This window comes from Enterococcus eurekensis (assembly GCF_042654605.1).
In the GTDB taxonomy this organism is placed as follows: Bacteria; Bacillota; Bacilli; order Lactobacillales; family Enterococcaceae; genus Enterococcus_I; species Enterococcus_I eurekensis.
On the sequence record NZ_JBHSGT010000052.1, the window covers coordinates 1 to 18,587 of the forward strand.

General features: G+C 36.2%; 14 protein-coding genes and 1 tRNA gene. 1 reads left to right on the forward strand and 14 read right to left on the reverse strand.

Going from position 1 to position 18,587, the window contains the following annotated elements; all coding sequences use genetic code 11:
* Nucleotides 1-142: 142 nt before the first annotated feature.
* From asnS to ACFO3L_RS08125, 8 genes are all read right to left on the reverse strand, one after another.
* Nucleotides 143-1,441 carry an asparagine--tRNA ligase gene (asnS, locus tag ACFO3L_RS08090; protein ID WP_379965745.1) on the reverse strand — a complete coding sequence of 433 codons (1,299 nt, stop codon included), beginning with the start codon at nt 1,439-1,441 and terminating at the stop codon, nt 143-145.
* A gap of 45 nt (nt 1,442-1,486) precedes the next feature.
* Nucleotides 1,487-2,677: a pyridoxal phosphate-dependent aminotransferase gene (locus ACFO3L_RS08095; protein ID WP_379965748.1), complete on the reverse strand. Its 1,191-nt coding sequence runs from the start codon at nt 2,675-2,677 to the stop codon at nt 1,487-1,489.
* Between the two features lie 27 nt (nt 2,678-2,704).
* Nucleotides 2,705-3,208 (reverse strand): cell wall elongation regulator TseB-like domain-containing protein, encoded by a 504-nt coding sequence (locus tag ACFO3L_RS08100; protein ID WP_379965751.1) that lies wholly within the window; start codon nt 3,206-3,208, stop codon nt 2,705-2,707.
* Nucleotides 3,209-3,280: 72 nt separating this feature from the next.
* Nucleotides 3,281-6,028 (reverse strand): helicase C-terminal domain-containing protein, encoded by a 2,748-nt coding sequence (locus ACFO3L_RS08105; protein WP_379965754.1) that lies wholly within the window; start codon nt 6,026-6,028, stop codon nt 3,281-3,283.
* A 138-nt stretch (nt 6,029-6,166) separates the two neighbouring features.
* Entirely contained in the window at nt 6,167-6,367 is a 201-nt protein-coding gene (locus ACFO3L_RS08110) for a cold-shock protein (RefSeq protein ID WP_071874153.1), read from the reverse strand.
* A gap of 194 nt (nt 6,368-6,561) precedes the next feature.
* Nucleotides 6,562-7,671 (reverse strand): baeRF6 domain-containing protein, encoded by a 1,110-nt coding sequence (locus ACFO3L_RS08115; protein ID WP_379965757.1) that lies wholly within the window; start codon nt 7,669-7,671, stop codon nt 6,562-6,564.
* A gap of 118 nt (nt 7,672-7,789) precedes the next feature.
* Entirely contained in the window at nt 7,790-8,602 is an 813-nt protein-coding gene (locus ACFO3L_RS08120) for a pyruvate, water dikinase regulatory protein (protein ID WP_379965760.1), read from the reverse strand.
* 13 nt (nt 8,603-8,615) lie between these two features.
* On the reverse strand, nt 8,616-9,245 hold the full coding sequence (locus ACFO3L_RS08125; RefSeq protein ID WP_379965763.1) for a CBS domain-containing protein: 630 nt from the start codon (nt 9,243-9,245) through the stop codon (nt 8,616-8,618).
* A gap of 180 nt (nt 9,246-9,425) precedes the next feature.
* Between ACFO3L_RS08125 and ppdK the strand changes: the two genes are divergently transcribed.
* Nucleotides 9,426-12,035, forward strand: a complete 2,610-nt coding sequence (gene ppdK / locus ACFO3L_RS08130; RefSeq protein WP_379965766.1) for a pyruvate, phosphate dikinase — start codon at nt 9,426-9,428, stop codon at nt 12,033-12,035.
* Nucleotides 12,036-12,189: 154 nt separating this feature from the next.
* Here ppdK and ACFO3L_RS08135 read toward each other — a convergent pair.
* The 6 genes from ACFO3L_RS08135 to ACFO3L_RS08160 all read right to left on the reverse strand — a co-directional run bounded on the left by ACFO3L_RS08135 (nt 12,190) and on the right by ACFO3L_RS08160 (nt 18,571).
* A tRNA-Arg gene (locus ACFO3L_RS08135) sits at nt 12,190-12,263 on the reverse strand.
* A 90-nt stretch (nt 12,264-12,353) separates the two neighbouring features.
* On the reverse strand, nt 12,354-13,535 hold the full coding sequence (locus ACFO3L_RS08140; RefSeq protein WP_379965769.1) for a GNAT family N-acetyltransferase: 1,182 nt from the start codon (nt 13,533-13,535) through the stop codon (nt 12,354-12,356).
* 107 nt (nt 13,536-13,642) lie between these two features.
* Nucleotides 13,643-14,893, reverse strand: coding sequence for a PTS sugar transporter subunit IIC (locus ACFO3L_RS08145; protein WP_379965772.1), 1,251 nt, complete (start codon nt 14,891-14,893; stop codon nt 13,643-13,645).
* A 151-nt stretch (nt 14,894-15,044) separates the two neighbouring features.
* The gene (locus tag ACFO3L_RS08150; protein ID WP_379965775.1) at nt 15,045-15,362 is read right to left on the reverse strand and encodes a PTS lactose/cellobiose transporter subunit IIA; all 318 of its coding nucleotides are present in this window, start codon (nt 15,360-15,362) and stop codon (nt 15,045-15,047) included.
* Between the two features lie 24 nt (nt 15,363-15,386).
* On the reverse strand, nt 15,387-15,704 hold the full coding sequence (locus ACFO3L_RS08155; protein ID WP_379965778.1) for a PTS sugar transporter subunit IIB: 318 nt from the start codon (nt 15,702-15,704) through the stop codon (nt 15,387-15,389).
* Between the two features lie 146 nt (nt 15,705-15,850).
* Complete coding sequence (locus ACFO3L_RS08160; RefSeq protein ID WP_379965781.1) at nt 15,851-18,571, reverse strand: sigma 54-interacting transcriptional regulator; 2,721 nt, start codon at nt 18,569-18,571, stop codon at nt 15,851-15,853.
* Between the last annotated feature and the right edge of the window lie 16 nt (nt 18,572-18,587).

The window sequence follows — 18,587 nt, forward strand, 5'->3', positions numbered from 1 at the left end:
AGTAATTGTAAGCTGCCGTGAGGCAGTTTCACATGGTTTTAATTAAAAGTATGAATTATTCAGGTAATACTTCTGGCCTTTCAAAGTAAAAAAGTGTTGATAAAGACATCGTTGGTCTCTATCAACGCTAATTATCTTTTAATTATGGGTATAAACGGTTTAATAAGCGTGGGAATGGACTCGCCTCACGGACATGTTCAATTCCTGAAATCCATGTTACTGCACGTTCTAGACCTAATCCAAAGCCAGAATGTGGTACGCTTCCGTATTTACGTAAGTCTAAGTACCATTCGTATTCTTTTTCATCTAAACCGAACTCACGAATTTTTTCTAATACGTATTCGTAATCTGTTGCACGTTCAGATCCGCCAATAATTTCTCCGTATCCTTCAGGTGCAATCATATCCGCACAAATCACAACGTCTTCACGTGTTGGGTGTGGTTTCATATAGAAAGGTTTGATTGCTTTTGGATAGTTTAAGATGAAGACTGGTTGATCAAATGAGTTGGCAATAAATGTTTCATGTGGTGAACCAAAGTCTTCACCCCATGTGATATCATCAAAGCCATTATCATTTAGTAATTTCACAGCGTCATCGTAAGAAATTCTTGGGAACGGTAATTTTGTATATTTCTCAAGAACACTACGGTCACGTCCTAGAACATCTAGCGCATAGTCGCAATTATCTAAAACAGATTGTACTAAGAATGCTACATATTCTTCTTGAACGACTAAACTTTCTTCTTGAGTAGTAAAAGCCATCTCAGGTTCCATCATCCAAAATTCAATTAAGTGACGGCGTGTTTTTGACTTTTCAGCCCGGAAAGTTGGTCCGAATGAGAATACTTTTCCAAAAGCCATTGCTGCGGCTTCTAAATATAATTGACCTGATTGTGATAAGTACGCTTTTTGGTCAAAGTAATCTGTTTCGAATAAATCAGTTGTTCCTTCAGGAGCAGAACCAGTTAAAATCGGTGGATCAATTTTAACGAAATGGCGCTCATTAAAGAATTGGTAAGTTGCACGAATAATCTCGTTACGAATTTGCATGATTGCATGTTGTCTTGAAGAACGTAACCATAAATGGCGGTGGTCCATCAAGAATTCTGTTCCATGCTCTTTTGGTGTAATTGGATACTCATTACTTTCTCCAACAACTTCAATATTTTCAATCCCGATTTCATAGCCAAATTTCGAACGGCTATCTTCACGAATTTCACCTGTAATTAATACCGCTGTTTCTTGGTGTAGATTTTTTGCTGTTTGGAAAATTTCTTCTCCAACTTCATTTTTCACAACAATTCCTTGGAAGTAAGCTGTCCCATCTCTCAATTGTAAGAAAGCAATTTTTCCGCTTGAACGTTTGTTTGCGATCCACGCACCAATTTGGACTGTTTCACCAACATGGTGTTTGGCATCAATAATTTGAATTTGTTTCACTTATGTCTCTCCATTCTATAAATTTAAACATCCTTTAAAAGTGTATTACTTTTGAGACTTTTTTTCAACAAAAGCTTTGATTCTTTTTACAGTTTCCTCTAAAGTCTCCCAATCACTGGCGTAACTGATTCGAATATTCTCTGGCGCACCAAAACCAGCACCTGTTACCAGTGCCACATGAGCCTCATTTAATAAATCCTCGGTAAAAGTTGTGACATCTGTATAACCACACATTTTTAGCGCACCCGCAACATTTGGAAACAGGTAAAAGGCTCCTTGAGGTTTGGCGCAAGTGAAACCCGGAATCTCAACTACTAAGGCATGAAGTTTGTTTAAACGTTCTTCAAATGCTTTTCGCATCACTTCTACTGAATCTTGTGGTCCCGTCAAGGCTTCTAGTGCTGCGTATTGACTCACTGCAGTTGGATTACTTGTCGCTTGCGAAGCAATATCTGTCATTGCTTTAATTAGCTGGATGTCTCCAACAGCAAAACCAATCCGCCAACCTGTCATAGAGTACGTCTTAGAAACGCCATTAATAATCATCGTTTGTTTTTGAATCGCTTCAGAAATCGTAGCAATCGGAGTAAATTCAGCATCTCCATAAATCAGACGACCATAAATATCATCCGCTACAATTAAAATGTCATGATCTACCGCCCACTCACCAATCGATTGTAGTTCATCTTTTGTATAAATCATACCCGTAGGATTCGAAGGTGTATTTAAAACGATCGCTTGCGTTTGAGGAGTACGGGCTTTTTCTAAATCTTCAACCGTCACTTTAAACTGATTTTCTTCAAGACCAAGTACAAAAACCGGTGTTCCTCCTGCTAAACTAACTTGTTCTGCATAACTAACCCAATAAGGTACTGGAATAATGACTTCATCATCTTGGTCTAAAATCACTTGGAACAAAGCATAGAGAGCAAACTTCGCACCATCAGTCACTAATGTTTGTGTAGGCGAATAAGACAAACCATAATATTTTTCAATATAATCCACAATTGCTTGACGTAATTCAGGAATCCCAGCCGTTGGTGTATAAAAACTCGCTTTTCCTGAGCGAATGGCTTCAATTGCAGCGTCTTGAATATTTTTTGGTGTCGGGAAATCAGGTTCACCCAACGTGACACTTAAAATATCTAATCCTTGGGCTTTTAATTCTTTTGCTTTAGCCGAGGCCGCAAGTGTTACTGACGGTTGTAAATTTTGTGCTCGTTTTGATAATTTCATTCCATTTTCATCCTCCTTATATTTCAGTTATTCTATCGTCGGGATACTTTTAATTAAGTTTCCATCGTTAAAATCTAATAAATGATAGCATTCCTCGTCTGAAACTTTTGTCATTACTTCCCAGACAACTTGTTCTTGGTAAACACCCAGTGTCACTTTTTTGACCGTTTCATTTGGAAATGTCTTTTGGATAATTGACTTGGCTTTTTTTTCGGTGATACCCTCGTTTTGATTCAAAATTAAGATTTCTTGACCGCTCTTTGGAATTATAACCACAATTTCTTTTCCTTTTTCATCTTCAGCGATTAAACTAAAATAGGTCTCTTCCCGAGTAAACCAATAAAATCGATCAACTGACTTTAACGAAACATGTTTATTCGCTAATTCAACTGCCTCATCCCTTGCTTGTCGCATCGGACGAGACGCTCGAATATAAAAAAGTGAAAATATTAAAATAATTACTAAGAGTACTACAATACTGATGAACAATCCGACGACTGTCTTTTTTTCTTTCGAATCCATTTGACTCATAATCGCCACTTCCTTACTGGGTCTATTATAACAGACACAACTAATTATTTTTACGTATTTATGAATGCTTAATTACTCTTTATAGAAAAAAGTTCGTAATTCCACTACCATTTCATCTAATGACAATAAATAAATGGGTAAATTTTTGGGTAAACTTCTTTGAATTTGTTTTCCATAAGAAGCATGTGCAAGACGATGGTCCAATACAATCATCACGCCGCGATCTTTTTCTGAACGAATTAAGCGTCCCAGCCCTTGTCGTAACCGCAAAGAAGCCTTAGGTAACGATTCATGTCGAAAATAATCAGTGCCTTGGATTTGGGAATAATTGGTTTTTGCCTCAATTAACGGTCGATCCGGATGTTCAAACGGTAAACGGGTAACGATTAATAACTGCAGTGTATCTCCCGGTAAATCGACCCCTTCCCAGAAACTATCGGCTCCAAATAAAATCGCCCCTTTGGTATGACGAAATCTTTTTAAAATTTTTTCACGACTTCCACCAATTCCTTGGGCTAAAATCTCTCGGCCATTTTCAAGAAAGTCCATTTGTAATTGATAGTAAACTTTTTTTAAAATTTCATGTGATGTGAATAAAACCAAAGTCGAATGTTCAACGGTTTCTAAAATTACTCGTAAATTGTCGGCAATAAACTTAGCATATTCAAAAGTTGAAATTTCTTTTAAATCAACTACCTCGTCTAAAACAAATAAACAAGCTTGTTGTTCGTAATCAAATGGTGTCGGAATAACTTTCAACGTGGTCTCTGGAATACCTAATCGGCTAGCAAAATAGTTCGCTTGACGAGGCACCTTTAATGTTCCACCTAATAAAATGATTTTTTCGTACCGGTGAAACCATGCCGTATTTGGCAAAATAGCTGCTGATAAATCGATTAATTGGAGCCGTGCACTTTGTTGATTACCATACGAATAGACTTTGTGAATAAATTTAGAATTCCAATTTATCAGCCAATCTTTAACCACTTTTGCTTGAACTTCAATCGATTCAAATAATGTTAGGAGTTCGCCATAAACAATTTTATCACGATCCAACCATTGATCTTTTCTTTGCAAACAAAGAGTTGAAATTTGAGTTTGAATATTGAGTGTTTCATCATAGTATAAAAATAATTTTTGACGAACTTTCTTACCTGTCACAGATAATTGGAGTTGGTCTTCTTGTAGAATTATTTCTTGTTTAATTGGAAATTTTAGTAAGATTTCTGCTAAAATCTCTTCTTGTAAATCAATCATGCCTAAGAGTTCTTCTTGGTACAACTCAAATAAATGGCGAATATCGATATCATTGGAAAACATTTCCTCAAGTTGATCGAACAATTGGTTTTCTTCACGTAAGTGGCGAACTTTTCTTTGAAAAACCTCAGTATCAAAAAACTGATTCGTCACTTGTTCCATGATTTCTGGCAAATGATGGGCTTCGTCAATGATCAACAAATGACTTTCCGGTAAAGCAAGTTCTTCTCGTTGCGTTTCCTGTGCTAAGAAGGCATGATTAACGATTAAAAAGTTACTTTGTTCCATCTTTAAATGCAAATGACGCAAGAAATCTTCTTGATAGAATGGTTGATTCAAGGCCAAGTAGCGTACACCACGATGCTTCACTTCTTCAAAGAATAAATGGTTCAGGCTCGTTAAATGAAGTTCACCAAAATCACCCGTTTCCGTTTGAGTCAACCAAACAAGCAATCTCATTTGATACAATCGATATTGTTTTTGTTTCATTGGATTCGATAAAGTAGCGTAAAATCGTTGCAAATCGATATAATGACCTTTGCCTTTGATGACTGTTGGTTGAATCGGATAATCAAGAATCTGGTTTAATTGTGGAATATCTTTACTAATTAATTGATCTTGTAATAAAATCGAAGCGGTACTAATAATTACCGGTTTTTCTGGAGTTGCTAGGTAACTAGCTGGCAATAAATAGCCTATTGTTTTACCTGTACCGGTTGCAGCTTCGACTAACAAAGATTTGTCTTCTCCATTTGTCGCGTGCTGATAAACTAAATTCATTAACTTGCTTTGGGCGCGTCGATAACTCAGAATTTCTTTAAAAAGTTGTTCTTTCCCTTTTTTAGTTGTCGGATAGTCCACAGTATGAAACGGTTGTTGAAAAGTTACAATCTCCTTTTTCTTCAATGCTATTCCTGAGACAATCATCGTATCTGCAGCCATTTGTCTAGGTTCTTTTTTCATTCGCTTCACTAAATCATGCAAATACTGATTTGTTTGATAACTTGTTTCTGAGCCTAATTGTGCAATTTTTTGAAGCGTGACTATCGGTAACTCTTTGGCTCTACGTTCGATTTCAATTAATAATTTTGCTGTTACTTCCGCATCACTTGCTGCTTGATGGGGATTTTCATGTTCAATTCCAAGACTTTCAGCTAAGTCATTCAAACGAAAGCTCGCCTCAGTCGGTAGGAAAATCTGAGCTAACTCAACAGTATCAATTCCGGGAATGCTTAGTGCTGGTAACCCACATCGGAGTAATTCTTGATTTAAAAAATGATAATCAAAATGAATATTATGAGCGACAAAAATTGTTTCTTCTAGTAAGTTGTAAATAGTAGTTGCAATATCTTCAAAGAAAGGCGCTTTCTTCACTTGGCGATTTGAGATTTGAGTCAAGCTTTGGATCTGTTTGGAGATGACTTGGCCGGGATTAATATCTGTCGAAAAACGACCAACAATTTCATTGTCTTCAACTAAGACACAGCCAAATTGGATTATTCGATCAACTTTAGGATTTGTCCCCGTTGTTTCAATATCCACAATCGCATATGTTTCGTTCATGCGTCCTATTCTCCCCCTTCTATGTTCTTTTGGTATTATACTATACTTTCCCTGGCATTTGTATGAAGGTTTACAAAAGCAGAGCATATAAAAAGGCGAAGGAATAAATTCCTTCGCCTTTGTTTCATTCAAATTGAATTATGCTTTGTTAACGTTAGTAGCTTGAGGGCCACGTTGTCCGTCTTCAACGTCGAAAGTCACTGCTTGACCTTCTTCTAAAGTTTTGAATCCTTCGCCTTGGATAGCTGAAAAGTGTACGAATACGTCTTTTCCGTCTTCTGCAGTGATGAATCCGAAGCCTTTATCTGAGTTAAACCATTTTACTGTACCTGTTTCCATGTTTAAAAATCCTCCTTGTGTTTCACACAAATATTTTGCAATTTGTTGTTAAGGTGAAAATTTGGGAGATGTTTTAAAGATGAAACAAACTACCATAATTTACCATTACAAAAACTACATACTTAGTATAGCATACATAACTTAGAAAAACATCTTTTTTCTTAACTTTTTTTAATTATCTTAAATTTAAATAGCTAATAGCGCAAAATTCCTAATAAGGATTTTCCACCAGGTGCGTCTGTTTGTTCTAAAATATAAACGTCACCACCATTACTAATCGTTTCTATAGAAGTTAAGTTTAATTCTTGACGCCAATCATACTCTGTATCCGGATCTTCACCAAATCCTGGGATTAAATTGGCGGTAGTAATAAATAATTTTTCAATTCGTCCTAAACTAGCACTTTGCTTAATATCTGAAAACTGCTCATACGCTTTGTTTTCAATTAATTTTTGATATTCTGCCACTTCTTTACGGCTTAATTCCTCTTGAATTCTTGAAGCGTTTTTTTCTAATTCTGCAACGGATAATTGTGCTGGTGAAGTCGTCACTGAAATTTCCCCCTGCACATTTAGCCCTTTGGCAACCTTTTTAAAGACTGACTGATTATCTGGTAAGCCATATAAGAATAATGGTGCTGGTTCTTCATTTTCTAAAAATGTTTTTAAGAAATTGCTTACAGCATAATAATAATTTCTACGATCAATTTCAACTTCTTCATCCTTAGCAGACGTCCCATGACTCGCATCCCCACTTGAATTACTAGATGAACGGAAGTTAGCTCCACCCCCCGTTAGCTCATCACCTAAGGCAATTTCCTTTGTCACAGGCGCATCTTCCGGCAAATTGATTTTCGATAGCTTTTTATTTTCCATTTTATATAGGGCAAATGAGTCACGATTCAATGCTAGCAAATAATACGGGTAATTAAATTGTGCATTTTTAATAATCGCTAAAATATAAGGAGTATCCCCTACGTAGTATTGATCATCTACCTCTATACTGAGTCGATGAACAAAGGTCTCTTCTGGTGTTAGTATAACTGCTACACTCTTCGTACTTTGACGCCAAAAATCTTGACTTGCCAATAAAACTTCTGCATTTTTTTGAATCACTGACCAATCTTCTGATGGATAGCGCTTTTCAAAACGTTTTTTGGACTCTTTTATAAAGTTTTTAAACTTCAGTTGATCTTTTTCAACTTCTTGATGTGCAACATGAGTGTTTAACATAATTGTGACAAAGGGGCCTTTCACTTGTTCCGATGTGAGTTGATTCAATAATTCCCTACCGATTTTTGCCATAAATGATAACCTCCTACAATTTTTATACTACATTCTAAGTGTATCAGAAGTATGAAATATCGCAAAATAAAACGGTTACAACTTGTAAAGTATTTATCAAAAAGGGCTAGATTAATCTTTATTCTAAATTTTTCAAATAATCTTCGACTAAATAAGAGGTTTCTTCAATTGATTTATCTGTGACATCAATGACATAGGCATCATATTGCGCAAAGACTTGCTTAGCGTATTCTAACTCTCCATAGATTTTTTCTAAATCCGTATATTTTGAAGCATGATTCAATCCTAATGAATCTAAACGACTCGTTCTGATTCTAGAAAGGTTATCTGGATGACAAGTCAAACCAATAATTTTCTTTTTGTCCACTTGAGCTAGTAATTGAGGTAATGGCACTTCTGGAATGAGTGGTAAATTAGAAACCTTATAGCCTTTGTTTGCCAAATACATACTTAACGGTGTCTTTGAAGTACGAGAAACACCGAGTAACACTACATCTGACTCTAAGAAACCATGGGGATTCTTCCCGTCATCGTATTTGACTGCAAATTCAATCGCAGCAATTTTATTAAAATATTCCTTGTCTAGTCGATGAACGATACCAGGTTCTTCAATTGGTTTTTTGCCAGTTCGCGCGCGAATCAAGTCAAAGAATGGATTTAATAAATCTAAGTATTGTAGGCCTGTTCTCTGACTAAAATTACGAGCGGTTTCGGCTAACTCTGCATTCACTAATGTACTAATAACAATCGCTTTATCATTTAATGCATCTTTTAAAATACCTAACAACTCGTCTTCTTTGTTGACAAAGGGGAATCGATAACTGTTATTAAAATCTAAATCGGGGTACTGAACACTCACTGCTGATAATAGTTTTCGTGAAGTGCCCCCTAAAGAATCTGAAATAGTATAAACAATAATTTCGCTTTTCATTTTTCATTCGCTCCTATTGATTTAATTCCGCATCGCGTGCTTGTTGTGTGATGAAATTTAGTATTCTTGTTTTGGTAATTTTTCCTATAACTTTTCGATTATTTGTTGATTCAACAACTGGTAAAGAGTCTACTTCAAAGTCTTGTAAAATCGAGGCTGCTTCTAAAATCGTATTTTCTTCTACACAAGTTTTGATATGAGGAACTCTTGTCATACAAACAGCAACCGGTGTTTTATCAATATCGGAATTCAATGATGCTCGCAATAAGTCTTTTCTTGATAACGTGCCTACCAATAGTTTCTCTTCATCAATCACATATAACGATCCAATATCGTACATGAATAAACTAGTAATTGCTTCTCTTATTGATGTGTCCGATGGAATCATGATTGGGGTCATCATAATTTCTTCTACTTTTGTACTAAACGTCCGATAAAAAAATAATGATTCTAAATTAGCACCAGAATAGGTATATCCAACTTTGGGTGTCGCTTGTAAAATTTCTGCCATCGTTAAAAAGGATAAATCTGAACGTAAAGTTGCTCGTGACACATCTAATAGTTCAGAAATATTTTCACCGCTAACAGGTTGATATTCTTTAACGATTTCTATAATCTTCTTTTGTCGATCACTTAGATTCATTTTCTTCTCCTCTTCTTTATTTATTAAGCACATATATAATCTTTATGCGTATTATTATACACATAATCTCTCGTTTTTCAATTGATTCATATTTTATTTAAGTGTTGACTTTTATATATGACGCATATTAAGATGATTAAGAACTATATATGACTCACATATAATTTTAGGAGGTCCAATATGAATAAATTGATTTATTTTTTTGAAGAAGATAATAATAGTGGAAAAGAATTATTAGGAGGGAAAGGAGCTAATTTAGCTGAAATGACCAAACTCGGTCTGCCCGTTCCCTCTGGTTTTACAATTACGACAGAAAGTTGTATCCGATTTTTAAATGATGAAACTTTTTTTGAAAAAGAATTAAAGGAACATATTATTGCTTCTATTAATAAGTTGGAACAACAAACAAATAAATCATTTACTGAAGAAAATCATTTATTATTAGTTTCCGTTCGAAGTGGCGCAGCATCTTCTATGCCCGGCATGATGGATACTATCTTGAATTTAGGTTTAAATGACAAGCGCGTTCGTTCATTTGCCAAGTTAACAAATGTCGCTTTCGCCTACGATTGCTACAGTCGTTTGCTTCAAATGTTCGGCGACGTCGTTTATAGTATTAATAAGGAAAATTTTAACCGTGTACGACACGATTTAGAAAAACAATTAAATAAAAAACAACAAGATTTTAGTGAAGAACAACAGCAACAACTTATTGAAGCTTTTAAATCTCTCTTCATTACACATGATGTTCGCTTCCCACAAGATCCTATAGAGCAATTATTTGAAGCGACTAAAGCTGTTTTTAAATCTTGGAACAATCAACGAGCCAAGGTCTACCGCGAAATCCACCATATTCCTCATCATTTAGGGACTGCAGTGAATATTCAATCTATGGTCTTTGGAAATAGTGGTAATAATAGTGGAACGGGAGTCGTATTCACAAGAAATCCTTCAACAGGAGAAAATAAACTTTTTGGAGAATTTCTAATTAACGCCCAAGGAGAAGATGTCGTCGCAGGTATCCGCACACCTGAACCGATTGAAACCTTACAAAATCTGCTACCTACCGCTTACAAAGAGTTCGTTCACTATGCCGAGCAACTTGAGAAGCATTATAAAGATATGCAAGACATCGAGTTCACCATTGAGAACGAGAAATTATTTATCTTACAAACGAGAAATGGGAAACGAACAGCCAAAGCTGCATTGCAAATTGCCTTAGATTTAGTAGCGGAACAGCGTCTAACTAAAAAAGAAGCTGTTTTACGTATCTCTCCTGAGGCAATTGATCAATTAATTCATCCTATTTTTGATGAGAAAGAATTGACTAATGCTAAATTATTAGCGACAGGCCTACCCGCTAGTCCCGGTGCTGCAACAGGTGAACTTGTCTTCACGGCCGAAAAAGCCAAAGAATATCATGCGCTTGGTAAAAAAGTGATTTTAGTTCGCCAAGAAACATCGCCTGAAGATATTGAAGGAATGGTTGTCAGTCAAGCCATTGTGACTAGTCGCGGCGGAATGACCTCTCACGCAGCTGTTGTTGCTCGCGGAATGGGAACGTGTTGTGTCACCGGATGTGAGTCACTACATATACAAGAAGAATCAAAAACAATGATGTGTGGGGATATACGGTTAGCAGAAGGTGATCTCGTATCAGTCGATGGTAGTTCAGGTTGCCTATATTTAGGTGATATTCCGACAATTGTTGTCGAAAATAATCAAAACTTACAACAATTACTCGCTTGGGCTGATGAATATGCTTCTTTAAAAGTTCGCGCAAATGCTGAAACCGTCTCTGATTTACAAACCGCTATTGATTTTGGTGCATCAGGCATTGGCTTAGCTCGAACAGAGCATATGTTTTTTGGCGAAAAACGCGTGCTAGAAATGCGTCGAGTGATTTTAGCACAAGATAATCAAGAATTTGAAGCGGCCTTAACTAAATTGCTAGAATTCCAACAAGAAGATTTTTATCAAATGTTTAAAGCCGTACATGACAAACCAATGATTATTCGATTACTTGATCCACCTATGCATGAATTTCTACCACATACAATGAATGAAATAAACACGCTGGCTAAACAATTAAAGCGACGCCCGTCTGAAGTTCAAAATCAAATTGAAAAATTGCAAGAAACCAATCCTATGCTTGGTCATCGTGGATGTCGCTTAGGAATCACTGAACCAAAAATCTATCAAATGCAAGTTCGTGCAATTTTCAATAGTGCCATCAAACTAATGAAAGAAGGATTCCTTGTTCGTCCCGAAGTTATGATTCCCCTCGTTTCAGAAGAAAATGAACTGAGAAATATCAAAGAGTTTCTAACTGAAACCGTCCTTGAGACATTTAAAGAACAACAAGTAGAACCTTTTCCTTATGAAATTGGAACAATGATTGAGTTACCTCGTGCTTGTTTAATTGCCGATCGACTCGCAATGAATTCAGATTTTTTCAGTTTTGGTACCAATGATTTAACACAAATGACCTTTGGTTTCTCACGTGACGATATCGGAAAATTCATTAATAGCTATAAAGAAAAAGAAATTATGGTCCAAGATCCATTCCAGACACTCGATCAAACAGGAGTTGGCGAACTAATTAAACTAGCTGTTGCAAAGGCTCGCCAAACGAAAGAAGGAATGATGATTGGTATTTGCGGTGAGGTCGGTGGCGACCCTTATTCGATTCCATTTTTCCAAAAGATTGGCATTGATTATATTTCATGCTCCCCTTACCGAATCCCGGCAGCTCGTTTAGCTGTTGCTCAAGCGAATTTAATTAACTAATCGCTTGATTTAAACGAAAGAAGTTACGCTCCAGAAATGGTATTTGAAACATTAATGTAAAGCGCGACCGCAAGTTAGACCTATCATCTAACTTACGGTCGCGCATTTTTTATAAAAAAAAAGCCGAAATCTTCGGTTAAAAAGATTTCAGCAACGTCCCCGACTGGAATCGAACCAGCGGCATACCGCTTAGGAGGCGGCCCCTCTATCCTACTGAGGTACGAGGACCTTTTACAGTAATTACACTGAATAAATAGTAAAAGACACCCTCTATTTTAATCCTTTTTAGGGAAAAAATAAAGAATGCTTTTTACTTTATTAGAAATAATCTTCTAAAATAGGTGTTTTCTTCGGTTCAATCGATTCAATTATTGATATTACTTCCTCATCAGCTTCCATAAATTCATGAAAAAGTAATTCTTCGATGGATCGATAACCCAAGAATAGCTGAGCAAATCTCTGAACACTGATTGTTAATTTAGGTAAAATTGTTTGTTGCACTTTTTTTATTGAGACACTTCGCTCATCTGAGACAACAATTTCATATGTTCCTTCATTCCACGAAGCATATCGATCTTCTTCTATCGTAATCGCAAATGATTTTGATAATGTATCAAATGGATAGACATTTAAAAATGCTTCTACATCAACAATTCGCACCATCATCTCCGGTCGGATCGAAACATGAGCCAAAGGTGTTGCCGTTTCAAAAAACGGTGTTACTTTTTTGAAGGACTGCTCATATTTAAATTCTTTAACCGAATCAATATGTGAGGCAATATAGCGGTTTAAAGCTTGTTGGGCATTCTTTGATAAAAATTGCCATTCCACACAAGTAAAAACACCATTGTTAATTTGATAGACCAAATAACCTTGTGCTTCGTTTTGCTCATCGTAATAAATCGCGTAATAATTCGAACGATTTAATTCAAAGCGATAATATGCCCACCAATCTTCTCGAACAAGATAACCTTCTTCTTTAACCATCGATTTAGCATAAATCACTTGTAAAACATCCTTGGCTTCCTCCCAATTTACTCGGCGAACATTCCCAGTTGCTTTTGCTACTGTTTTTAGCCACTTTTCACTTGGAATGTTAAAGGACATTCTTTCAAAAAGTAATTCATAGCCATATCGGCGATAAAAAGGATAGGAAAATGGTGCCAAATAAGAAAACAATATTCCTTGCTCACGGCAGTCATTTAAAAGTTCTTGCATGATTTGATCAATTCGACCGCCACCACGAAAAGATGGATCCGAAGAAACAAAACCAACACCGCCCATTTGATGTTTTTGACCAAAGAAATTCACATGAAACAGGGTCATCATGACTTGACTGGCCAGGTTGTCCCCCTCAAAAGAACCATAGTTAATCGAATGCTTAGCTAAATATTCAAACCGTTCTTGATACGCACCACTTGTTTCAAATTGAAAGGCGTATTGAGCCAAATCAAACATTTTTTGATAATCTTCTTGTTGCATTTTCTTTACTTCAGACAAAAAATCACTCCTTACTAAATCAACAGCTACTTGTCTCGATTATACCGAAAATAAATCAAAAGAAAAAGAGCAATGACACGTTTCGTCACGGCTCTTTTAAAAAATAATTAAGCGTTTTGTTCACGTTTTAATTCTTGCATTACACTAATTTTAACGAATGGAATATAAACTAAGACTGAAATCACTAAGTTTACTGCTGCTAAAATAGCTCCTGAAATACTTTGAGTTGCTAAGAATCCACCTAATATTGGAGGTGTTACCCAAGGTGGCATAAATGTTGCTGCTGGCACAATACCTAATTTCGTTGCCCAGAAAGCTGTTGAAACTAAAATCATTGGCGCTAAGATAAACGGAATAAACATGATTGGATTCAAGACAATTGGTAAACCAAATAACATTGGTTCATTAATATTGAACAGTCCTGGTGCCGCACTCAAGTTATTAACAACATTGAACGCTTTATTTTTACGTCCTACTAAGTAAATCGCAATAATCAAACCAAACGTTGCTCCTGTTCCACCTAAGTTAACAAAGCTATCGATAAAAGGTTTGTTAACGATGTAAGGTGCGACATCACCTGCTGCAAGAGCTGTTACGTTTGCTTCAATCGCAGGTGCATTAATTGTTTGCATGAATGGGTCGATCATGTTCGCACCATGTAGACCAAAGAACCATAAGAATGGTGTAATGAATGCGATTAATAATGCTGATGGATACGTACTTGCAAGCCCCATAAATGGTTCTTGAACCGCTGTATAGAAAGCTCCTACGATATCTGGAATACCAAATGCAGCAAAAATTGCGGCAACTAAACCGAATAAACTAATGATAATCATTGCTGGTAACAAAGCTGCGAATGAACGTGCCACTGCCGGTGGAACACCGTCTGGCATTTTAATAACTAATTTATCATTTCCAATTAAACGAATAAATAATTCTCCTGAAACAATAGCGACAATAATAGCGATAAATAGACCTGTACTTGACATCCCTAAAGCGCCACCTAGAGCAAAGAAAGAACCTAAAGAAATCGCTCCACCTGCTAAACCATCTTTACCTGCTCCTTGAGCTAAGTTATAAGCAACTAGAAAAGCAATAAATACAGATAAAATTGCAAATGTTCCATTCCAAACTGAACCGCCGAAGCCTTTCCAAGCTTCTCCACCAAAAATTGAAGCCATAAAGTTTTGGAAAGCGTCGATTGGTAAGTTATTAAACATTACCGCTAAAGCCCCCAAAATCATCATTGGCATTGTAACCATAAATGCATCACGAATGGCTACAAGGTGTCTCTGAGCACCAATTTTTGATGCTACAGGAACAAATTTTTCTTCCATAAACTGTACAAATCCGTCCATTTTAAATCCTCCTATATATAATAATTTCATTAAACCCGTTAGTCATTTCCCGCCCCTTTCAATAATAAAAAGAGGCTTCCCTAAAACATGTGGTTTTATTCAGATTTAAATCAAAGTTCAAATCACAACGACTGTCTATCTAAACTAAGAATTACTTTTCTTCAATTCGACGATAAACATCAACCAATTCTTTTGCTAAGTCAGTAAAAGCAATAGATGTCATTAAATGGTCTTGTGCATGAACTGTTAATAATGTGACAGTCATATGATCACCTTGTGCTTCTTGTGTTAATAATCCTGTTTGAGCACGGTGCGCTTCTACTAAAGAAGCTTTAGCATCTTCAATTTTTTGATCAGCTAATTTGATATTTCCTTCTTTCGCTGCAGCAATGGCTTCCATTGCATCACTTTTGGCGTTACCGCCGAACATAATTAAGCCCATAATCGATTCTAAGTTTTTTTCTTCCATTTTGATTATATTCCCCCTGAAATTCTATTTCATTAAGCCCTCTGCTTGTTCTAACACTTTTGGTCCATTCATCATGCCATAGTCTTTCATATCGATGACAGCCAATGGAATCCCTTTTGGTTCTAATTTTTTCTCAAATTGTGCTTTCATGAAGCGAACTTGAGGGCCTAATAATAGGACATCAACATTTTTCGTTTCGATTTGTTGATCGGCCTCAGATGCTGAAACGGCAAAAATGTCAGCTTCCATTCCCTTTGCTTCTGCTGCTTTTTGCATTTTAGTAACTAATAAGCTTGTACTCATCCCAGCGGAACAAACTAGCATAATTGTTTTCTTTGACATAATATCCACCTCATCAATTTATTTTGTCCTTACACTTATACTATAAGCAACAAGTGTGCCAAAACAAAAAACCACATCAAACCTTTATATATCAATGGTCTGACGTGGTTTTCACACTATTACACTAACAATTTACACCATACACACTAGATTCCAGTGTGTAATTCAGGTTGTTGTAAATCTAGTTTATTTTCTAAAAACATTTGTGTTAAATAAGCAATTTCATCCTCGCTAATGCGGATTTGATATTTTTTCTCAATTCCCATCAAACCTGTTCGAACAAGATCACTTTCTAAACGATATTGTCTCTGGAACTCGGCTAAATTTTTAAACCCTCTTCGTACTTCTCCTCGTAAAATGCTTTCTACAAGGAACACAAGATGGATGACTAGGCCTGATTCCGCTGCTGGATCAACAATCAGTTGAAGATGATTTTGCATTTGATGAACCAAACGTTGCAGTTCTTCAATTAAATCTTCTAGTGATTGAATGTGTGTAATAGCGCCTTGCAACGATTCAACAATCGTTGAAACTGGTAGGCTATCACTAACTAAGCGTTTCAACATATTTAATTTTTCATCATCGAAGACATCAAAAGCTGAAAAGAATGGAATATTTTGATATTCAATTTCAACCGTTCCAGCAATTGCTTTAATTTCATACTCATGTAAAAGCTCATCAATATGTTTTTTAAATGTTTCCTTCTCAATAAATTGCATTTGAATAACTTCAACTTTTGTCTGGTCAACCACGGGAGCAATTCGTTGATACAAACGTGCTGCCGCTCCCTCTCCAGTAAAGCAAGTCACAACAACCGCCTTTTTCAATTTTGATTCGGCTTGGAAATCTTTAAATTGATCACGAACTGCCGTTTCAAATGAAATTTGAATATTTTGGAAAATATCTTCTAGACTTCGACCAACATCGGCCATTCGTAACGCTTCAAGCACAATCATTGTGCTCGTCATTGAGATTGTCTTCGTCCGAATCCCTGTCTCCTCATAAATTAAATGTGCAAACGAGTTGAGTGAGCCCATATCTGTTAAGAACAAAATACCATTTTCATATTCTTTAGGATTCATTTGAATATGATTTAACAAACGATTATACATCGTCTTTACTTCAATATCTAAAGTCATGTTCATCGCTGTCCCAGTTGTTGAACCAAGTAGTTCTTGCGCTGTTTCTAACATATTAGTGGCAGTTGCTTTTCCATGCATTAAAACGATGATTCCTACTTTTTCAACGGCATGTAGTTCTTCTTGTTGCGCATCTAACGATAAAAACATGCTAATAAAACCGATTTCATCAAATGGAATTTCAATGTTCAATTCTTCTTCAATGATTGAGGATAAATCCATTGCGACTTGAAATTCTAATTTAAGATTTTTTCGTACACTATTTAAATTTGGATGAACAATCATATGGTCTTCTTCTACGCGCTCAATAGTACTATGCAAATGTAAGGCAAAAGCAAATCGCATCTTTTCATTGTACTTACGCTCAAGCTCTTCTTCTGCAATATCATACAGACGATTCGTTAATCGCCAAATATTACTAGGAATTAAATCTTTATGGACGGGCATTTGTCCAAGTTCCTCAACATAAGTCGCAAAAAAGGCATCTACATCGCGAGATATCAACAATTCCAAATCGATATTAGCCACACCAGTTTCACTCAATGTTGCCACTTTTTCCTCAATATCGTTGTAAACTTTCATATTTCGTTCGGGATCTTGGGACCAAACGACCTCATTTGAACCTGGATCAAAGTTTAAATATTCTCCTTTACCATCCAAAAAATAATCTAGGCGATCGCCAAATTCTTTCACTTTGAGCAAACCTTTTTGAACCGTTAAGGAACAGTCCGATTTTCGGACAATTAAATGGGATTGGTCATGAGTACGATAATGTAGGAAAGCTTTAGCACAGACTAATTTCAAATCACGTTTGATTTGACCAATATTTGCTTCAGCGTCATAAAGCATAAAAGCAATAATTGCTTCTTTTTCAACTTGAATATGTTGATTTAACCGATTTGCTTCTTGTTTGATAAACAATGAGATAATCTGATAGCGCTCATCGATAGAACGAGAAGCCAAATTAGGTAATGTGATTGACATTGGAATCCGACGATTAAAAGTTGTCAAAAAGCTGTCTGAATTTTCGGTGGTTGCCCCAATGATCTGAACGGAAGCTTCATGAACGTGGGTACTTTCACCTAGTGGACGATACGTTCCTTTGTCAATAAAGGTAAATAACATTTCTTGACCTTCTGGAGGTAAGCGGTGAATCTCATCTAAAAACAAGATTCCACCATCTGCTGCGGCAATTAACCCTAGGCTATCTTCTTGCGCTCCTGTATAAGCACCTTTACGAATCCCAAAAATATGACCAAACAACAATTGTGGGTTTTGCGCATAATCGGCACAGTTAAAAGAAATAAATGGTGCATCTTTTTTCAATGTCTTTGATGAGACAGCAAAATGATACATGCATTCAGCAAACATCGACTTCCCGGTTCCGGTCTCGCCAAAAATAATGGTATGTAAGCCTTTGGGTGGGTACAAAATTGCAGCTTTGGCTTGTTGAATACTCACTTTTAACGAATCATGGGCACCGACTAAATTATCAAAAGTGACAAAGCTCGATGTATCAACGTGCACTTCCTCAACTGAATTTGAAATCGATTGATAAATAACTGGTCGACCATCACTCTTTTGAATCCGTTCTTCTTTGAAAAGTTCATTTAAATAACGACTAACGTTACTTCGATCAATATTTAATAATTCTGCAACTTCATTTGCTGTCAATCCTTTAGGGTGCTGAATAATAATTTGCAAAATTTCACTTTTTCTAGAATTCATTTTCTCTCCTTGTTTA